This window comes from Paraburkholderia sp. A3BS-1L (assembly GCF_051125215.1).
In the GTDB taxonomy this organism is placed as follows: domain Bacteria; phylum Pseudomonadota; class Gammaproteobacteria; order Burkholderiales; family Burkholderiaceae; genus Paraburkholderia.
In genome coordinates this window covers 354,554-374,404 of the sequence record NZ_CP120445.1, presented here as the reverse complement: position 1 = coordinate 374,404, position 19,851 = coordinate 354,554, and the positions used below count along the sequence as shown (strand labels likewise).

14 protein-coding genes and 1 pseudogene are annotated in these 19,851 nt (G+C 61.7%); 8 read left to right on the top strand and 7 right to left on the bottom strand.

Annotated features, from left to right (window positions below):
• Positions 1 to 93: 93 nt before the first annotated feature.
• Positions 94 to 240, bottom strand: coding sequence for a hypothetical protein (locus tag P5W99_RS32415; RefSeq protein WP_421028636.1), 147 nt, complete (start codon positions 238 to 240; stop codon positions 94 to 96).
• Between the two features lie 45 nt (positions 241 to 285).
• Here P5W99_RS32415 and P5W99_RS32410 point away from each other — a divergent pair, with 45 nt between their 5' ends.
• Together P5W99_RS32410 and P5W99_RS32405 are read left to right on the top strand one after the other, a co-directional pair.
• Complete coding sequence (locus P5W99_RS32410; RefSeq protein WP_434666438.1) at positions 286 to 1,608, top strand: MFS transporter; 1,323 nt, start codon at positions 286 to 288, stop codon at positions 1,606 to 1,608.
• 305 nt (positions 1,609 to 1,913) lie between these two features.
• Positions 1,914 to 2,282 (top strand): BON domain-containing protein, encoded by a 369-nt coding sequence (locus P5W99_RS32405; protein WP_421028634.1) that lies wholly within the window; start codon positions 1,914 to 1,916, stop codon positions 2,280 to 2,282.
• A gap of 177 nt (positions 2,283 to 2,459) precedes the next feature.
• Here P5W99_RS32405 and P5W99_RS32400 read toward each other — a convergent pair whose 3' ends face one another.
• Complete coding sequence (locus P5W99_RS32400; RefSeq protein WP_421028633.1) at positions 2,460 to 3,665, bottom strand: porin; 1,206 nt, start codon at positions 3,663 to 3,665, stop codon at positions 2,460 to 2,462.
• Positions 3,666 to 4,089: 424 nt separating this feature from the next.
• Entirely contained in the window at positions 4,090 to 6,717 is a 2,628-nt protein-coding gene (locus tag P5W99_RS32395; RefSeq protein WP_434666434.1) for a LuxR C-terminal-related transcriptional regulator, read from the bottom strand.
• Between the two features lie 416 nt (positions 6,718 to 7,133).
• On the opposite strand from P5W99_RS32395, the gene benC reads away from it, so the two are divergent.
• A complete protein-coding gene (gene benC / locus P5W99_RS32390) occupies positions 7,134 to 9,923 on the top strand; it encodes a benzoate 1,2-dioxygenase electron transfer component BenC (protein ID WP_434666431.1) in 2,790 nt (929 codons plus the stop codon).
• 21 nt (positions 9,924 to 9,944) lie between these two features.
• On the opposite strand, the gene P5W99_RS32385 is transcribed toward benC, so the two are convergent.
• Complete coding sequence (locus tag P5W99_RS32385) at positions 9,945 to 10,877, bottom strand: helix-turn-helix domain-containing protein (RefSeq protein WP_434666428.1); 933 nt, start codon at positions 10,875 to 10,877, stop codon at positions 9,945 to 9,947.
• A gap of 124 nt (positions 10,878 to 11,001) precedes the next feature.
• On the opposite strand from P5W99_RS32385, the gene P5W99_RS32380 reads away from it, so the two are divergent.
• From P5W99_RS32380 to P5W99_RS32370, 3 genes are read left to right on the top strand one after another with little or no spacing between them, the layout of a single operon-like run.
• Complete coding sequence (locus P5W99_RS32380) at positions 11,002 to 11,847, top strand: SDR family NAD(P)-dependent oxidoreductase (RefSeq protein ID WP_421028629.1); 846 nt, start codon at positions 11,002 to 11,004, stop codon at positions 11,845 to 11,847.
• A 34-nt stretch (positions 11,848 to 11,881) separates the two neighbouring features.
• Positions 11,882 to 13,603, top strand: coding sequence for an FAD-dependent oxidoreductase (locus P5W99_RS32375; protein WP_421028628.1), 1,722 nt, complete (start codon positions 11,882 to 11,884; stop codon positions 13,601 to 13,603).
• Positions 13,600 to 13,947, top strand: coding sequence for an NIPSNAP family protein (locus tag P5W99_RS32370; RefSeq protein WP_421028627.1), 348 nt, complete (start codon positions 13,600 to 13,602; stop codon positions 13,945 to 13,947). Before P5W99_RS32375 ends, P5W99_RS32370 begins: the two co-directional genes overlap by 4 nt.
• A 5-nt stretch (positions 13,948 to 13,952) precedes the next feature.
• Here P5W99_RS32370 and P5W99_RS32365 read toward each other — a convergent pair whose 3' ends face one another.
• A complete protein-coding gene (locus P5W99_RS32365; protein WP_434666601.1) occupies positions 13,953 to 14,858 on the bottom strand; it encodes a helix-turn-helix domain-containing protein in 906 nt (301 codons plus the stop codon).
• 341 nt (positions 14,859 to 15,199) lie between these two features.
• Between P5W99_RS32365 and P5W99_RS32360 the strand changes: the two genes are divergently transcribed.
• Entirely contained in the window at positions 15,200 to 16,567 is a 1,368-nt protein-coding gene (locus P5W99_RS32360; protein WP_421028626.1) for an MFS transporter, read from the top strand.
• A 310-nt stretch (positions 16,568 to 16,877) separates the two neighbouring features.
• Here P5W99_RS32360 and P5W99_RS32355 read toward each other — a convergent pair whose 3' ends face one another.
• Positions 16,878 to 17,750 carry a helix-turn-helix domain-containing protein gene (locus P5W99_RS32355; protein ID WP_421028625.1) on the bottom strand — a complete coding sequence of 291 codons (873 nt, stop codon included), beginning with the start codon at positions 17,748 to 17,750 and terminating at the stop codon, positions 16,878 to 16,880.
• A 185-nt stretch (positions 17,751 to 17,935) separates the two neighbouring features.
• Here P5W99_RS32355 and pobA point away from each other — a divergent pair, with 185 nt between their 5' ends.
• A complete protein-coding gene (gene pobA / locus P5W99_RS32350) occupies positions 17,936 to 19,120 on the top strand; it encodes a 4-hydroxybenzoate 3-monooxygenase (protein WP_421028624.1) in 1,185 nt (394 codons plus the stop codon).
• A gap of 46 nt (positions 19,121 to 19,166) precedes the next feature.
• Here the strand turns inward: pobA and P5W99_RS32345 are convergent.
• Positions 19,167 to 19,385 (bottom strand): annotated as a pseudogene (locus P5W99_RS32345) (FAD-binding protein); the annotation flags it as partial.
• Positions 19,386 to 19,851: the final 466 nt, after the last annotated feature.

The following is a 19,851-nucleotide window of genomic DNA, read 5'->3' as shown; positions in this document are numbered from 1 at the left end:
GGTGTTAACGCCTGGTGGCACGAAGCCCTAAAACGATGGCGTCCAATCATAAAAGTGTATCGCGATTCAGGCGTATCTTGCCATCGCCATGGGTCAGTCATGTTCCGGGTGTTTCATGCGACCAGCCGCGGCGCGAAATGCCGGGACACCCATATCGAAGAACACGATGCAATTCTCGGCGGGCTGGTGACGGCCCAGCCAGTATCGATAACCTGCCGCCATTTTTCCGATGTGCAGCATGTCACAACAGCGCCCGACCTCGAGCGCGACGTAAGGAGACCCAAGATGCTTACCACGCATGCCGAGCCCATTGCGGGCGATTTTTCGGTGAAACAAACGAACGTGCGCACATATGCGTGGGTCGTGTTCGCCTTGACCGTCGGGTTGCTGCTTTCCGATTACATGTCGCGGCAGGTGTTGAATGCCGTATTCCCGCTGCTCAAGACGACATGGCACCTCTCGGACACCCGGCTCGGCTCGCTGAGCAGTGTGGTCGCGCTGATGGTGGGCGTGCTCACCTTTCCGCTTTCGGTGCTGGCCGACCGCTGGGGCCGCGTGAAGAGCATCGCCCTGATGGCGGCCATGTGGAGCCTCGCGACGCTCGGCTGTGCGCTCTCGACCAACTATGGCGAAATGCTCCTCGCGCGCGCCTTTGTCGGTATTGGCGAAGCCGCCTATGGCAGCGTCGGAATCGCGGTGGTCCTAAGTATTTTCCCGGCGCGGCTGCGCTCCACGATCACCGGCGCCTTTATGGCGGGCGGCGCGTTCGGCTCGGTGCTGGGCATGGCGCTCGGTGGTGCGGTTGCGGCTCATCTCGGCTGGCGCGCCTCGTTTGGCGCGATGGCGGCCATGGGGATCGTGCTGGTCGGTCTCTATCGTATCGTTGTCACCGAAAAGCGGCTTGCGCCGCTGCAGCTGGAAAGCGTGGGCAGGCAAGCGCAGGACATCGGTATGCGCACGAGCTTGCGCGCGTTGATGAAGGGGCTGTTTTCCACGCGTTCGGTCGTATGTGCCTATGTGGGCAGCGGCGTTCATCTGCTGGTTCCGGCCGCCATCTGGAGCTGGATGCCGAGCTTCCTGAACCGCTACTACGGCATGGCCACCGGCAAGGCTGCCGTGACTGCCGCGGCGTTCGTCCTGGTGACGGGCCTCGGCATGGTGGTGTGCGGGAACCTTGCGGACCGCTTCAGCAGGCACGTCGGCGAACGGAAATGGAGCATCGCGATAGCGTACTGCCTGATCTGCTTCGCACTGCTCGCAATTGGCTTGCGCATGCCGGCAGGTCCGGCGCAACTCGCCATGATCGGCGCCGGCATGTTCTTCTGCGCAGGCGCGGCCGGCCCCTCGGGCGCGATGGTGGCGAACCTCACGCCGCCGTCGATCCACGCCTCAGCGTTTGCCACGCTGACGCTGGCTAACAACCTGCTGGGGCTCGCGCCCGCCGCCGTGCTGACCGGCTTCATGGCCGATCGCATCGGGTTGCTCGGTGCGCTGCAGCTCGTGCCATTCGCGCCGCTGGTTGCAGCAGCCGTGTTCCTGATCGGCAGGCGCAATTACGTCGTCGATCTCGTTCGCGTGAACAGGTTGCGCGAAGAGGCCGTGCGCTAAATGTGATTGATTTTGCAACTGTATAATTGATTTAACATCGTGTTTTTAAAAGTTGCACGAGAACACTTCTCGTAGTCATGGGTGCCGCCGCGTGCCTTGCAATTCAAGCAAATGCAGATCAGGGAAAGACGCCTGGGGCAGGGACGAGCCAGTTCCGCCACAGGCGAATTGCTTTTTGCGTCCGAGTAAAAGACAAGAGATTCGACATCGCGCAAAACAGAGCGCTTGCATGAATCTACCGGGCGGCGTAATGGCCGGCTGGATTACCGCGTTTCACCCAGCAGCAATAACCACAGGAGTATGTAATGAACACGACTACGAAGACCCTCAGCCTGGCGCTCTGCGCACTGCTCGCCGCAGCGGCCCTGAACGCGTCGGCCCAAACCTCGGCCAGCGCACCTGGCACTGCGGCTGCGACGGCGTCCAGCACAGCGGCGCCCGCTGCACCAGGCAACACCAAGCTGCGCCGTGCGGTGTACGCGGCGATTGCGAGGCACAAGGAGATCCACGGCGGCAGTATTGGTGTCACCGCGAAGAATGGGGCGGTGACGCTGAATGGCTCGGTTACGGATGCCGCACAGGTCGAGCAGGTCGCTGAGATCGCCAGGGGCGTTCCCGGCGTGACCTCGGTGACAAACAAGCTGACGGTCCAGAAGCCCCTGGGCGGTATGTAAGCATGCAAGGCACGCCGCAGGCTGTAGCCTGCCGGCGGGCCATGCAGATTGGTGGCGGAAGTGGATCGGGTCCGACGTTTCGTGGATGCGCGCTACAAGATCGTGGGCGGCGCAGAAACGACAAAGCAGAAAATGACAAAGCCGCCTTTCGGCGGCTTCGGGTTGAGCGGATACGTCTTAGAAGGTATGGCGCATGCCGATGTTGAAGGCCGTGGTGTTTTTGCCCGGGGCTACAGGCGTTCCATAAATAAGTTCCTGGTTCATCTGGCCGCGGTTGGACACGTAGCCAGCCTGCGCATAAATCAGCGTGCGCTTCGATACGTTGTAGTCGGCGCCGATTGCGTAGGCGGTCGACTGGTTCGAGTTGTTCTTGTTGTCCTTCAGGTAGTAGACGCCCGAGGTGAAATTGAGCGCCGGGGAGAAGCGGTAGCCAAGACCGCCAGTCCACATGTCGAAGTCACCGGAGACCACAAATGCCTTCGGTACCCCATTCGGGTTGGCCGGATTGCGCCCGTTGCTGAACGAACCGGAGATCGAGATGCCGTGCCACGTGTATTTCGCGCCAAAATAGACGAAGCGGTTGTTGTTCAGGCCGGTCGGCTGGATGCCGGTCGTGGCAGTCGCAGGGTTACCGAGCGAGGCATACGAGTACGGGTTGGCATCGTGTCCGTTGTAGTAGACGGCATCGGCGTTCAGACCAAAGCCCGAATACTTGAGCACGGCCGACTCGCGCGTGCCGCCTTGAGCCTGCCCCGCCACGCCGCCGGGAGCAAACTCGAGTGCAGCGGACACACCGTAAAACGACGGCGAGTTGTAGACGATCGCATTGTCGTCATACAGTGCGCCAATCTGGCCGTTCGTGTTGCTTCCGGTCCAGCCCGACATCGTGTTCATGGTCAGCCAGGCGGTCAGGACGCTGCCGAAGTACTGCGCATTGCGCACGTCCGTTTCGGCCATTGCATAGGCCATCGGAGCGAACTGACGGCCAAAATCGATCTTGCCGAACGGACCCGACACGCCGACGGACGTGACCTGGGTGAACATCGCGGTTCCAGTGGGCGTGCCGGTCTTCTGCGACTGGCCCGTGGAACTGTTGAACGCGCCCTGAAGCTTGAAGTTGACGGCGTATCCGCCACCAAGGTCTTCCGAGCCCTTCATGCCAAAGATGCTCGAGTAAATGCCACCGTCCTTGAGCTGGACCACATGACCTGCGTTGCCGTTTATTTTGGTGTTCGGCAGGAAGGGCGCCGCTGCGTACGATGCCGACGTGCTCTGGTAAAGCAAACCAGAGTCCACGACTCCGTAAAGCGTCACCGACGATTGCGCGTGTGCTGCGCCTGCAAATGCGAAAATGGCCGCGGCGCACGTGATTCTCAACTTCATGTGGTCTCCTGCGTAACTATGTTCTATCACCCGGGTGACAGCGCTCAAAAAAGATGACGCTGCAACTGATTAAGAAGGATACGTGCGAGCGTACAAATCCTTCCCCCCATCAGTGGGTGGGCGGGTTTTCCGTAATTCCGTGACGTGGTATAAGCCGGAAAGCCTTGCGGGTCGGACTTCCGGGCCCGATAAGCAGGCGCTTTTCAGGTCCATGACACCGGGTGACGTCCTATTCGCGTTGCATCCTGTTGACAAAATCATGGAGTCCCGCTCGATTCGGTATTAGATTGATATGTCATCTATCGAGAGGCTAATCGTTCAACGTTTGAAAATGCCGTACTTCAACGTAGAACTTTGAATCTTGTCATTCATCATAGGGAAAACGCGGGGAGCCTTTAAGACGCTGACGGGTTCATTGGGTCCTTCAGGCGATTTCCTGAATCAAACCCATCAGTTGCGCGCGGCGAACGATCTGCTTGCGCGACGTCGCGTCGAGCTTGACGAAGAGATTCTTGAGATGCCACTTCACCGTTTCCTGGCCGACACCCATGGCAAGCGCAATCTCCTTGTTCGTGAGGTGGCGACTTACCAGTTCGAGCACGGTGCGCTCCTTGGGCGTAAGCGCTGTACTGGGCATGACGCGCGGGCCGTCTCCTGTTTCGGCATCCTGCAACGCGCCAGCGGACGCGGGCATGGTCGAGCGGACGCGCACGGGCGGTGCGTCGCTGTCGGCCGCGCGCTCGCGCAACCAGTCGACGAGCGCAGGATGAAGGGCGAGCGCGGCGAGATTCATTCCATAAGTCGCCGCCAGGTCTTTCGCTTCCCGCAGCAGAGCGGTGCCGTCTTCCCCGCAGCGGTCCCGCGCGAACGCCCGTAAAGCCATGATCTCGGCGCCAACGACTCCGAGCTTCATCGAATCGGTCCACCGCTGCGCAAGTGCCAGTGCCTCGTCTGCGCTTCGCCAGTCCTGAGCAGCGAATGCGACAAACGCTCGCGCGATCTGCTGGTGCATGAGCAGGACGCCGCGCGCGAGCGGTGCATCCTCGGTGGCGTGTGCGGCGACCAGATCGTCCAGCCGGTTGGCAAGCGTGTGACAGCTCGCCGAACGGAAACGGCCGCTGTGCAGCCTGATCTGCTCAGCCAGACTCACCACGCTTAGCCGCGGCATATGGCGGGCGGCGCCGATGGCATTGAGCGTTTCGAGCAAATCGAAGGCCCGGTGCTCCGCGCCGCAAGCCGCTGCGACCCGGGCGGCGGTACGGTAGGCGAAGATCACCGCATCGGGCGTACCGCTGCGCTCGATGACGTCCAGCCGGTTTGCAAGCAACGCCGCCGCTTCGTCGAGGTCGCCCTGGTTGTAGCGCGTTGCAGCGAGCAGGGCCGCGAGCATGCAGGAAAACGGGTGGCGGCGACCGAGATCGTCGTCCGCCTGCACGAGCGACGGGCGCAACGTGCGCTCCGCCAGCAGGACCTGCCCTTCGAGCAGGTAGCTGAAGCCCGTAAAGCACGTGCGCCAGCGAACCACGTAACGGTCGGCCGCACTGGCACCCCCGCGCGGCGCATGTCGTCCGTACTGACGCGCCGCCGCGTATTCACCGGCCATGATGGCGCGCACCGACAGCCGGTTGGCTTGCACCTGTTGCAACCAAGGATCGCTAACGGGCGGAGCGTTGCCCCAGCGTTCGAGCAGGTGCGCCGCCCGGTCCGGCTCATCCGCGAAGTAGGCCGCCGCGCTCAGAATGAGGTCGATCTCAAAGCGCATTGCGTCATCCGGCTCGGTGCTGCGCAAGATCGCCTGCGCCTGCTCCTCGGCCTGTCGCTGCCGGTCGCTGAGCGCAAGCGCCCATGCCATCGCAAGCCGTAGTCGCGGATGTCGCTCCAGCACAGGCTCAGGCAACCATTCGAGCCACTCGAGCACGGCCACGACATGGCCCTGCGTGACGGCCTCATGCAACGACCGCTGGGCGAGCACATATGCGGTTTCCTCCTGCCCGCACGCGAGCGCGTGGCGCGCGGCCGCTTCGGCCATGCCGTTGTCGGCCAGCCACTGCATCGCGCGGCGGTGCAGATCTTCGCGTGCGGACTGTGGCTGCGCGCCCAGACGCGCGCGCAGCGCTTCGCGCGCCATCGCGTGCATGCGGAACCATTGGCCACGCCCCTGCGCGCCGACAACGACGAGCGGCGTCTCCCGCGCAAGCCGAAGGAGGCGCTTACCTGCGTCGTGTTCCCCCGTGAGTGCCGCGCAAAGATCCTCGTGCTGAATCTCGACAATGGATACGCGCACGAGGAATTCCGTGTCCTCAGTGCTTAGCCTCTCCAGCAGCGCGGTGACGAACTGTTCGCGAATGCCGGCGGTGCTGCTGGCAAAGGCGTCGATGCTCGCTACGGGGTCACCGGAGTCGGCAATGGTGGCAAGGGCGAGTTGCAGGCCTAGCGGCCAGCCTTCCGCGATGTCATGCAATCGTGCGCTCGCTTCAGCATCGACAACTGCGTCGAGCCGCTTGCCTATCAGGGCAATGGTTTCGTCCAGCCGAAAGCGAAGCGCAGCGGCATCCACCGTGACGCACCGTCCAGCCGCCCCCAGGCGTCTGATTACCTTGTCGAAGCCGGCGCGCGCGGCAATCACCACACGCAGGTTGGGCGGCAGGTTTTCGAGCAGATAGACAAGCGCGTCCTGGCTCGCCTGCGGCAGCTTTTCGGCTTCGTCGAGCATCAGCACGGTATCGAACGCAGTGCGGGCCACTTCCGCCAGCCATACCGTGAGCGCCTCCAGTGGCGACTCCGCAATCGCGCCGCCCTCTAGCAGGCGCTTGCCGAACGTCACCTTGCCGGACCCGGCGCGCACGGCAAGCGTGAGACCTCCGAGCAGGCGTTGAGGATCGTCGTGCCCGTCGAGCGAGAGCCACGCAACAGCGCTGCCGTGTCTCAGGTATTCCTGTCGCCACTGGATCAGGAGCGACGTCTTCCCGAAGCCCGGCGGCGCCTGCACAACGGTCACGGCGCGATCGCGAAACTGCTCGCTGTCCGACCTCAGACGGGTACGGGCCAGCATGTCCCTCGGCGCGCGCGGCGGAATGATCTTGAGCGTCGCTTCCGGACTTTGGGCTGATAGTTGCGTTGTCATCGGATTGGGGGCAAGGACCGCGTCGCGAACGTGCCAATGCAAACGGGGGCAGGCGGGGTTGAATTGATTATAGCGTTCTACCGTTACATCTCCCTCAACCTGACAGTGCCCGCGGAAGGCGGGTGGAGCGCAAATTGCTACATTCCTTTGGCATCGATCACGATGCACGTTTTGTCCGGGTGAACGTTGTCTCTGTCCGTTGAGGGGAATGTGGCACAGGCTCTAAATTGGCGGCATTAACCCCACCGGGCGCTTGCGAGAAACACGGTTAGCTCGCGCCGCCCCAGCCCGAGCATGCCGCCAGCGGAGCGCCATGTTCGGGCGGCTCTAGAGGAGACACCGCCATGGCCCACCAGATAAGCCTACGTTTTGAGGATGAAGTGACCCGCTTCATCGAATGCGAAGATACAGAGCGCATCACCGATGCCGCCATTCGCGCGAAAATCAATATTCCGCTCGATTGCCGTGATGGCGTGTGCGGCACCTGCATGGCGGTTTGCGAGTCTGGCGAGTACGTTCTGGGCGACTGCGTGGAAGATGCGCTTAGCCCTGAGGAGGCGAGCGCCCGCAAGGTTCTCACCTGCCAGATGAGCCCGCGTTCGGACTGCGTGATTCAGATCGCCACGAACTCCGATGTTTCGGGCACCGGCCCGTCCTCCTTCAGTGGACAGATCATCACCTGCCAACGAGCGTCGGACAGCACGATCGTCTTCTCGGTCGAACTCGATAATCGTGTGGATCTCAGCTTCCTTCCTGGGCAGTACGTCAACATCCGGGTGCCCGGCACCGATCAGACGCGGTCCTACTCGTTCAGTTCGGGGCCGTCCGAGCGGCACGTGTCCTTCCTTGTGCGCAACGTGCGTCAAGGCACGATGTCGACCTGGCTTTGCGAATCCGCCAAAGTAGGGGATCCAATCGAATTTCGTGGCCCAATGGGGAGCTTCTACCTGCGCTCCATCGAGCGCCCGGTGCTGTTCCTGGCGGGTGGCACGGGCCTCGCGCCGTTTCTCTCGATGCTGGACAAGATTGTGGAGGACGGCGGCAGCCCGTATCCAGTCCACATGATCCTCGGCGTGAACAACGATGAGGATCTGGTCGGCCTCGACCGGCTCGAAGCCTATGCGCAGCGCCTGCCGAACTTCACCTATGCCTGCACCGTCTCCAACCCCGACAGTGCCTATCCCAACAAGGGGTATGTAACTCACCACATCGTTGCCTCCCAGCTCAACGATGGCGATGCGGATGTCTATCTCTGCGGCCCGCCGCCGATGGTCGATGCAGTGCGCAATTTTCTCTCGTCCGAAGGGCTGACGCCGCGTAACTTCTATTATGAGAAATTCGCCGGCACTGGCCTGGTGGTGCAGACCGGCGAGGAGCGCATCGCGCCTGTTGATGTCGATGAAGCCTTCGACCTGCGCATGGCTCTCGAACTGGGAGCGGCTCAACTGACGATGGGCCGGCTGTCGAGCGAGCAATTGATCAACTTTCGCCAACTCGCCGAAGCGACGGCGCAGTTCGTGTGCGGGCACCGCTTTACCGACGTGGCGCGCTACATCGAGGCAAACCGCGCCTTCCACATGTTCACGATCGAAGCTTCTGGCAATACCCAGCTGATCGCGCTCTACCGGCAACTGGCTGTGCAGGACTACATCGCCCGCGCGCTGACCGACCAGATCGAGATCGTCGGCGATATCGTCCAGCAGCACCGGGACATTGTTGCCGCGTTCGAACTGGGGGACCTGAATGCGGCGCGAGACGTGATTGCGCTGCATGCTCACCATTCCAGGGCCACGATGAGCCGGGCGCTGGAGCGTATGGCGCTGGGCAAGAGCGCACCCATGGTCGCAGCGCCCACCGCTGCCCCGTTTGCCGTGCCGCAGAGCGCACCGCAGATTTGCCCGTTCACCGCCAGGACTCTTCCGGCCTATTCACACGAACTGGACTGGCCCGAGGGGCTGGAGCCATTCAAGGTGGTCGATGACGGCTCGCAAGGCGACCCTTACGAGCACTACCGCTGGATGCGGGAGCACGCGCCGGTGCTGCGTTGCCAGTCGGCGACTTCGGACGTCTGGTTCCTCTCGCGCTATGACGACGTCTATCAAGCGATTCGTAATCCAAAGCTGTTTTCATCCGAGGTTGTCAGCCCGCCGCCACTGACGTTCCTCACGTTGTTCGATGCGCCCGATCATTCGCGCTTACGCAAGGTCGTCCAGCCGTCTTTCCTGCCGCTGTCGCTCGATCCCTTTGTCGAACAGATCGCGCAAAGGGCAGAGGACCTGCTCGACGCGATGATTGACAAAGGCGGCGGTGATGTCGTCAACGATTTCGCCATCCCGCTCAGCATCTCGACCATCTCCACGATGATCGACGTGCCGAACGAGGATGAGGAGAAGATGAAGTTCTGGTCGGACGAGACCTTTAGCTATTTCGGGCGGCTCGCCCGCAATGCACCGGGGACCGGCACCGACGAGCAAAGCGCGCAGGCTTTCTTCGCATACCTGAAGGAAGCGATGGAGCGGCTTGCACTCACCGACAGCCAGTCGATTGGCGGGCATATCGCGCGCATGTGGAAGGACGGTCTGCTTTCGGAAAAGGAGGCGAAGGAACTGTGTGCCTTCGTCTTCATCGCCGGGCATGACACGACGACCATCCTTGTCGCCAACGCTTTCCGCATGTTCGCCGAACAGCCGCATCTGCTGGGACGGATCCGCGAAAACTCCGCCGACGCCGACCGTTTCGTCGAGGAGGTGGCGCGCTATCGCGGAACAGTCCAGCGTGTGAGCCGCATCACTACCGAAGCAACCACGGTCGCGGGCGTGGATCTGCCCAAGGGGGCGGTGGTGCGATTGCTGCTGTCGGCCGCGAACCGCGACAGCCGCAAGTTTGTCGACGGTGAGACGTTCGACATCGACCGCGATTCCAGCGGCCACCTGGGTTTCGGCAACGGCATGCACAAATGCCTTGGCGCGCCGCTCGCCAAGCTGGAAACACTGATTGCGACGAAGGCGCTGGCCCGCAAGATTGGCGGTATTGCGCTCGATCCAGCAAGGCCGATCCAGTATGTGCGGGGAAACAATCTGACCAACTCAGGGCCCGAGCACCTGTTCGTCAAGCTGGACAGATTGTCGGCCTGAACCGGAGGAGGGGCGCTCGGGTCAGTCCGCTTTCCCCTTTTCGGGCGGCAAGGATCGATCGTGGGCCGCGGAGCGGTATTCGGTTGGCCGCAGTCCCGTCTGCTTGCGGAAGAATCGGCCGAAATAGGCCTCGTCCTGAAAGCCCAGTTCACTGGCGATCTGCTTCACGCTGAGCGTCGAATAGCCGAGCAGCCGCTTGGCCTCGTGGATCGAGCGTGCGTCGATTGCCTCGATTGCCGAGACCCCGAAGGTGGCGCGGCAGATGCGGGAGAGCTGGCCGGTCGTTACACCCATCTCGTCGGCGTAGCTCGCCACTGGCCGCCGCTCGCGGCAATGGCGGTCGAGCAGGGCGCGGAACCGTTCGATGCGCGCCGCCATCGTCCGCTGCTCGGAGCTTGCTGAAAGCCGGGCGCTCTCGCTGAGGCGTCCGATCTTGACGAAAAGGGCGATCGCCAGTGCCGCGCCTGCGGTGAACTGCCAGCGCTCGTGGCTCTTCGCCTCGTGCCCGATCGACTGAAAAAGCGTGTCCAGCGGTGTGCCGCGTTCGACGTCGGGATCGACCGTGAGCACCGTTGGCGTGCGCATGAATTCCAGCAACTCGGGCGCGGCCGTCATCGCCAGCGATTCCAGCGCGGGCTGAGCGGCTGTAATGACGTGCCCGTCGATGTCGCTGCGAAAGTGAAAGCCGTGGACCGAGTGAGCGGGCACGACGATCAGGCATGGTGCAACGACTGCCCATGTTTTGCCGTCGATGAAGGTTTCGCCGCCCCCGCGGGTGACGTAGAGCACCTGGATCAGCGCGTCGTGGACGTGCGGCTTGATCTCGAAGTCGAAGCGTCCGGCTCGCAGGGGAATCGGCTCGTAATGGACCATGTCGACCCAGGATTGGCCGGCTTCCGCGCCGTAGAGCGCGAAGTGCAGAACGGTCCGGCGGCGCTTTGGGTCATGGGCCATGATGCACGGTATGTCCTGTTATATGTAGTCTCTGTCCATTGTTCCACAGGCGCTTGGGGCGTTCAATGGCGATACGGATTTCAGGAAGCGTAATTGCACGGAAAATTTTAGGGAAAGTAATTACATGGCACAGCAAATGGAAAATCTCGCCGCCGTTTCGGCCCCCTACGGTCTGAACCTCGACGGCAAGGTCTGCGTGATCACGGGCGCGGGTAGCGGTATTGGTGCCGGTATTGCGCGCGCCTTCGCCGGTGTTGGAGCACGTGTGGCGCTCGTAGACCGGAATCTTGCCGGCGCTGAAGCCGTTGCCGCCGAACTTCGGAAAGCCGGCGCCGTGGCGCACGCTATCGGCTGCGACGTGTCGGACGAAGCTTCGGTTGCCGCAGCCGCCGGCGAAGTTCGCGCAGCGCTCGGTCCGGCCAGCGTGCTGGTCAACAATGCAGGATTGCTACGCTCCGGTCCGCTCGAGACGGTCTCGATCGAAGACTGGAATCAGGCCATCGCCGTGAACCTCACCGGCTATCTGCTGTGTGCCCGCGCGTTCGGGCGCGACATGCTGGCAGGGGGCAAGGGCAGTATCGTTCATGTTGCCTCGATTGCGGCGCTCAATCCGCAGACCAATAGTGGCTCCTATAGCCCGAGCAAAGCCGGCGTGCTGCTGCTCTCGCGGCAGTTGGCGGCGGAGTGGGGCCCGCGCGGCGTGCGCAGCAACTGCGTGCTGCCCGGCATGATCCGCACTGCGTTGTCCGCGAAATTCTACGAGGAGCCTGGATTCGAGGCTCGCCGCGCTGCGGCTACCGCGAGCCGCCGCATTGGCGAGCCGGAGGATCTCGCCGGTCCGGCACTGTTCCTTGCCTCTGACCTGGCTGCCTACGTCAATGGCGCCGAAGTGCTTGTCGACGGCGGGCTCGATTGCATGCTGATGGACATGGTTCCGCGCCCTGGCTTTAACGCCACCCCGGCCGTGTGAGCACCCTCACACCATAACGAAAAGGAGAGTGAATATGGCCAAGGAGATCACTTGCGATCTGGTCGTGGTCGGATCGGGTGCCGCAGGCCTCGCCACCGCGATCACTGCAAAGAAGCGCGGCCTCGATGTCATCGTGCTCGAAAAGGAGTCCGTGTTCGGAGGTACCACCGCGCTGTCGGGCGGGGTCTTGTGGATTCCGCTGAGCAAATATGGCCGGCAGCAGAGCCCGGCGGACACCGTCGAGCACGTGCGCGAATACATGATGAGCGAGACGGGCCGCAACTACGATGCTGCTGCGGTCCAATGCTTTATCGAGAACGGGTCGAAAATGGTCGAGTTCTTCGAGCGGGAGACCGAGATGAAGTTCGTGCCCACGCTCTATCCGGACTACCACCCGGATGCGCCCGGCGGCGTCGACATCGGCCGCTCGATCCTCGCCGCACCCTATGATATTCGCGGTCTGGGCAAGGACATGCAGCGCCTCAAGCCGCCGCTCGAGACGATCACCTTCATGGGAATGATGTTCAATTCCTCGAACGCTGACCTCAAACACTTCTTCCGCGCGACCAAATCCCTTGTTTCGTTCTGCTACGTGGCCCGGCGTCTGGCCACGCACCTCAAGGAACTGGCGCTCTACCGGCGCGGGATCAACGTTACGAGCGGCAACGCGCTTGCTGCGAGGCTCGCGAAGTCGGCGCTGGCAATCGATATTCCGATCCGCACTTCGACGCCCGTGAAGGAACTGCTGAGCGAGAACGGCACGGTGGTCGGTGTGCGCGCAACCGCTGCGGACGGCGATCTTCGCATCACTGCCCGGCACGGCGTCGTGCTGGCTTGCGGTGGCTTTCCGCATGATCGCAAGCGCATTGCGCAGGTCTATCCGCATGTGAAGCGTGGGGGGAAGCATCTCTCGCCCACGCCCGTCGGCAATACGGGCGACGGGCTGACCATGGCGGAGAAGGTGGGCGGCGCAGTGCAACTTGGCTTTCCCGATGCGGCGGCCTGGATGCCTGTCTCCGAGGTGCCCTTCGGCAAGGGCCGCACAGGCGTGTTTCCGCACCTGCTCGACCGCTACAAGCCGGGCGTGATCGGTGTGCTGCGCAGCGGTCAGCGCTTTACCAACGAGTCGAACTCTTACCATGATGTTGGCGCGGCGCTGATCCGCGCCTGCGAGGGTGAACGGGAGACGGCGATGTGGCTGATCTGCGATAAGGTCGCGCTGGCCAAGTATGGACTGGGGTACGCGAAGCCCGCGCCGATGCCGGTGGGTCCGTTGCTGCGCAAAGGCTACCTGATCAAGGGCGAGACGATCAGCGAATTGGCGCGCAATTGCGGGATTGTTCCTGATGCGCTTGAAGCGACGGTCAGCGCCTACAATCTCGACGCCACGCGCGGAGAAGACCCGGCGTTCCATCGCGGTAGCACGTCGTTCAATCGTTATCTCGCCGATCCCGATAACAAGCCCAACCCTTGCGTTGCGCCGATCGCGACCGGCCCCTTCTATGCAGTGAAGGTGGTGATGGGCGATCTGGGCACGTTCGACGGCCTCAGGACCAGCGTCACCGGCGAGGTACTGCGTGCCGACGGCAGCGAGATCGAGGGCCTTTACGCGGTCGGCAATGACCGGCGCAGCGTGATGGGCGGCAACTATCCGGGTGCCGGCATCACCCATGGACCCAACATGACGTTCGGCTATGTCACCGGTAACGCCATCGCCACCAAGGCCATGACCTGCAAAGAGAAGGTACGCGCATGAGCACCCAACCAATGTATCTGGCAAAGCCCCTCGTGGACTTCCGGGTCTACACGATCGCGCTGCGCAAAATGCCGGAGTTTCTCGAAGTGTTTGACAGGCTCGCCATGCCGATCCTGCTCGAGACGCTTGGACATCCGCTCGGCTTTTGGACAAGCCTGGTCGGGGCGCAGAACCAGTTCACGCACCTGTGGGGATATGACGATCTGGCAGACTACGAACGACGATGCCTTGCACGCGATACGCATCCAGATTTTCCGGCCTATCTCGAGGCATCGGGCCATCTGATCACGGCACAGGAGACGCGGCTCATTCGTGCGGCCGCGCTGAGTAGCGTCGCAAAGTAAGCCAACTACGACGTACCCAATGCAAGGTCGCGATGAGCCGAGCTTTGGAACTCGCGGGGTGTCGCGCCGGTCTGCTTGCGGAAGTAGCGGCTGAAATAGGCGCTGTCCTCGAATCCCAGGCTGTGCGCGATCTGTTTGACGGTCATTCCCGAATAGACGAGGTCGCGCTGCGCTTCGCGAATCAGATGGTCGTTGATTAGCGCGGTGGGTGACGCGCCGAGCTCGTCGCGACAGATGCGCCCGAGTTGTGGCGCGGTGATATCGAGCGCGTCTGCATAGAACTCGACCGGACGATGCTCGCGGAAATGCTGGGCAATCAGTTCACGAAAGCGTCTGATTTGCAAACTGCGTCGCGCGGCGAGGGCGGCCACCGGCATGTCGGCATGTTCGACCAGTCGCGCCGCCTGTACGAAAAGTGCCATTAACAGTGACATCCCCGCCGCCGTATAACCTGCCGCACCACGGCGGAATTCCAATTCGAGCAGATTGAATAGCGGCATCAGTGTTTCGTCGCTGGCCGCCGGCCCGCGCACAGGGATCACGGCGGGGCGCTGGAGAACCGTGATAAGCGTCGTCGAAACAGACTTCGCAATGGACTCCAGCGCGCGCTGCGCCGCCGTCACGACAAGGCCGTCGATCTCCGGCGAAAACACGAAACTGTGCACCACCGTCGCGGGAAGGATCACGAGGCACGGCGGGTCAAACGGGTTTTTTTCGCTCTCGACGACGACGTGGCCGTGGCCGCTGCGGATGTACAAAAACTGCAGGAGTGCGTCATGGCGGTGCGCGGGAATGTTCCAGTCATTCGGCCGGCTGCGCTCGGGAATCCACTCGAAATTGAATGCATCGTGCCACGGGGGCCGGGCGGACGAGGCTTCGCCGTACAGCTCGTAATTAGGGATTTTCCTCATGATGTCTTCCCTCGCATGTGCAGATTGTCCTGTTTTTACGTAGTTTTGTCCATGATCGGCCGACGCCGTCTGCCTATACTTCAGGCAGGCGGATTCGACAGAAATTCTTTCGTGGAAGACGCAGAACATGTCTTGTGTCCGCTCTTTACGGAAGAGATTCGGATGCCTGATTAAGATGGGGCGGGAAGCGACCCTGTCACCCTGGCCGTTCCGCGTCCGCGGGTACGGCGCAGCAATAAAACGACATCGACCCTTGGAGACATTGCAATGGAAGCGCTCGATCGCGCCGGCTCCGCCCGCGCGTTGCCCCCGCTCGTCTATCACTTCGCTGGAGGGCTGTAATGAAGACCTTGGAACGCGTCGTCGATACCCAGGCCTTTATCGACAGCCAGCGGTTCTCCCCATTTCAGTGGATCATTCTCGTGCTGTGCTTTCTCGTTGTGGCGGCCGACGGCTACGACACGGCTGCCATCGGCTTCATCGCGCCGTCGCTCGTGCAGCAGTGGGGTATTGCGCGAGTCGCGCTGGGTCCGGTAATGAGCGCGGCTCTGGTCGGGCTTGGCATCGGTGCAGTTCTGGCTGGTCCGCTCGCCGACCGCCTCGGGCGCAAGACGGTGCTGGTGCTTTCGGTAGCCTTTTTCGGACTATGGAGTCTTGCAGCGGCATTCGCCAGCTCGGTCGAGTCGCTAACCATCCTGCGCTTGTGCACGGGCCTCGGACTCGGCGCAGCCATGCCGAACGCCGTCACGCTGATGTCCGAATATGCGCCGACACGCGTGCGTGCGGTTGTCGTCAATACGATGTTTTGTGGCTTTTCCACCGGCCTCGCGCTCGGGGGATTCGCGTCTGCATGGCTGATTCCGCATTTTGGCTGGCAAAGCGTGCTGATCGCGGGCGGCATCGGGCCGATCGTGCTTACCTTTCTGTTGATCTTGCTCTTGCCGGAGTCGGTTCAGTTCATGGCGGTACGTCAACGTGCCGACGCGAAAATCGCGAGCATCCTCGGGCGTATTGCGCACGGTACAACGCTCGAAGGTTGTCGCTTCGTTGCCCCGGAGCGCGGTGTGAGCACGAAGCACGAATCGGCGATTCGCGTCGTCCTGTCGCGACAGTACCGCTTCGGGACGCTGATGCTGTGGCTCGCGTATTTCATGGGCCTGCTGATCTATTACCTGCTCACTAGCTGGCTGCCTACGCTCTTTCGCGACACTGGCTTTTCCGGCGAGCGCGCTGCGCTCATGACGTCACTGTTCCCGCTCGGCGGTGTAGTCGGCAACCTCTGTGTGGGCTGGGTCATGGACCGCCTCAACGCCAACCGCGTGATTGCGGCCACTTATGTGCTTGCTGCACTGATGGTCCTGCTGGTGGGGCGCGGTGTCGGACATCAGTTGTGGCTCGGCACGCTTGTGTTTCTGACTGGCACACTGGTGACGAGCGCAGTGACGTCGATGTCCGCGCTTGCTGCCGCCTTTTATCCGACGCACGGGCGGGCGACGGGCGTCGCATGGATGCTCGGAGTCGGCCGTATCGGCGGGGTGGCGGGGGCGCTGGTCGGCGCAGCACTGATGGGCTTCGGCTGGCAGTTCGGCTCGGTATTCGGCCTGCTCGCGCTCCCGGCCCTCGTGTCCGCGTCCGCACTGTTCGCTATGATCGGGCGAGGCGGCAGCGTGGTTCAGTCGGGTGTTCAGGGAAGCGTGCCCATGCACTAGGGCCGTTTGTTAGTGTCGTAGGCGCCCGGTCCACAGGCACGCCGGCAGTGGCCACCCTGGGCAACGCGGACGACTCGTCGAACTGCGGCCACGTGCTCGTGCGCGCGCCCTTGCACCGTGGTTGGAACTGTGGCCCGGAAAGTATTCGACGACGGTTGTGTGATGTTGAGCAGTTCCGCGCCAGGCAATGGTGAAGATCGCTTGTTGCGACAAAGCCTGCTTGTATACGACCGATCCGGCCGGATCGTGTTAGCGCGAGAGCATGTGGGGTGGTTTTTCCGTACACGGCCGGATATTGAAAGCGGAGAAATCATTCTCGCTTGCGAAATGCGTTTGGCGTAGCACCCGTGAATCGCTTGAAGAATCGCGTGAAATACGCCGGTTCCGTGAAGCCCAGAAAGTCGGACACCTGATTGATATTGAGCGAGGTGTAAGTCAGGCTTCGCTTCGCTTCGAGCAGCAGTCTCTGATGGACGAGAGCGAGCGCGCTCTTGCCTGCAATGCGCTGGCAAACCATATTCAAATACACCGGCGTCACCCCGAGGCGTTCGGCATAGCGGCTAATGGGAAAATGTTCGCGGTAGTGTTTTTCGATCAGCCCGGAGAACGCTTTCAGGAGCGCTTGGCCGCGATCCTGGGGGGCGTCCCTTTCCTCGCCTTCTTGATCCTGACGGCTGACCCACACGACTAGCGCGCTCACGAGCGACCGAAGCAATAAGTCCCTCGAAGGCGCGGGAAGGCCGTACTCCTGGTTTAACTGGCTGCACAGGGTATTCAGGTAGGGTAGATCGTTGCCGACCGAATAGCACGCTGGATGCTCCAGTACGCGGCGAGGCGCATCGATTTGCTGCTGAAGCCAGTTCGTCAGGGGCGCGGCGATCGTGATCACGTAGCCGTCGACTTCCGGAGAAAACTGGAAACCGTGTACGCACATCGGCGGGACGACCTGGACCGAAGGCGTGTCGATCCTGGTCTTTTCGCCCTCAATTTCGAGCAGTGCAACTCCTTTCTGCACGTACAGCAGCTGCGCGAGGTCGGCATGCGTGTGCCGCCTGATTTCCCAGTCGTGCAAACTGCTTCGCTCAGGTATCGACTCACAGTGCAGCAAGTCGAGCGTGCTCCAGTCAGGTCCTTCTCCGTATAACTTGAATACAGGGATGTTGTGCTGTGCCGGTTGCTTCATGGATCTGTCGCCGGTTGTCGGCCCGCAGGAGACTTTCTAAAAGTCCAATTTTAATCGAAAAAATTGCCTTACCAGCGCTCTGTATTTCTAGAAAAATGCAATTCAACCGTGACGCCAATGATTCGGGCTCGAAGAGCAAAAGTGAAAAGGTCACGGTGTAGATAGGAATACAGGAGACATCGGTTATGAAAACCCAGGTAGCGATCATCGGCGCCGGGCCGTCGGGCCTGCTGTTGGGGCAGTTGCTGCACAAGGCGGGCATCGACAACGTCGTTCTTGAGCGTCAAAGCGGCGAGTACGTGCTTGGCCGGATCCGCGCGGGCGTGCTCGAACAGGGCATGATCGATCTGATGCGCGAGGCGGGGGTGAGCGAGCGCATGGATGCGGAAGGACTGGTTCACGACGGCATTGAACTTATTTTCGGCGGGCGACGTGACAGGATCGATCTCAAAGCGCTCACAGGTGGCTCGTCGGTCCTGGTCTATGGCCAGACCGAAGTGACGCGTGATTTGATGGCGGCACGCGAGGCCAGCGGTGCAACCACGATTTACGAAGCGGCCAACGTTCAGTTGTACGACGTGAAAGGCGACGCGCCCTACATCACATTCGAAAGGAACGGCGAAACATACCGCCTGGATTGCGATTACATCGCCGGCTGCGATGGTTTTCATGGCGTTTCACGCAAGACGATCCCGGTCGAGGTGCTCACACACTACGAGCGCGTCTATCCTTTTGGTTGGCTCGGCCTGCTCGCCGACACACCGCCGGTCAATCACGAACTGATTTATGCGCACCACGAACGCGGTTTCGTGCTCTGCAGCCAACGTTCGACGACGCGCAGCCGCTACTACCTGCAAGTGCCGTTGACCGAGAAGGCCGAAGACTGGTCCGACGAACGCTTCTGGGAAGAATTGAAAGCGCGCCTGCCGCTGAACGTGGCTGAGAAGGTGGTCACCGGTCCGTCGCTCGAGAAGAGCGTCGCACCGCTGCGCAGCTATGTGGTTGAACCGATGCAGTACGGTAAGCTGTTTCTAGTTGGTGACGCGGCGCATATCGTACCGCCGACCGGCGCGAAAGGGCTCAATCTTGCCGCGAGCGATGTGAGCACGCTGTATCGTATTCTGAATCGGGTCTACCGCGACGGTCGCACCGATCTGCTGGAAAAATATTCGCAGATCGCGCTGCGCCGCGTGTGGAAGGCAGAGCGCTTTTCATGGTTCATGACGAACCTGCTGCACGAGTTCTCGGAGCGAGACACCTTCGACAAGCGCATGCAGGGTACAGACTACGACTACTACACGACGTCCGAAGCTGGACTCAAGACGATTGCGGAAAATTACGTGGGTTTGCCGTACGAGCCAGTCGAGTGATTTTTGATCTTGTACTGAACAAAATCGCTTTCTGGGCGCTCGCCAGTTACACCTCGCAAAGTTCGTCGCCCAGGGCGGAGCCGCGACCCCACAGGGCGCGCACAAGGCCAAAATATGGGCCTGAAATGCGCCAGCCGAACACGATAGCCGGGCCGAGTGTCGTGCCGGGTCCTGGGTAAGTGCCGCGGAAGATCGAAGCAAGATCGTTGCTGCATGCGAAGAGGCCAGGAATGACATTGCCGCCGTGATCGAGTACTTCGCCATCCCATTCTGTTCATCTGGGGTGAAGGCAACGTAACCGCGAATTACCCGGCCAAGGTCGCAGATTGGCTCTCACGGAGTCGTCGCGGCCGCAAGTGGGCGGTTCTTCCCGGAGGACACTGGATTCAATATGAGAACGCTGCGCGTTTCCTGGTAATCGCGTTAGCAAAGTCGTCGTGAAGAGTCGTGGACGATTGATTGGCTGGGGGCCGATGATCGCGCGGAGCCGGCTTCGGCGCCGAGTGCAGTCTGCGAGCTGCTATTCCGCCGGCCTGGTGGAGTGGCGATGCACCTCGAGAAGATCAGCACAGGCTAGCGAAATAGCACCGGCGCGACTGAGGCCTTTGCGCATTGCAAGGGAGTCGAGGGACGCGAGCAGATCGGGATCGATTGAGACGATGACCCTCACCTTGTTCTTGCGGACGGCAATGGGTGGTTGCATTTCGGCCGTCGTACGCTCGACGGGCGCA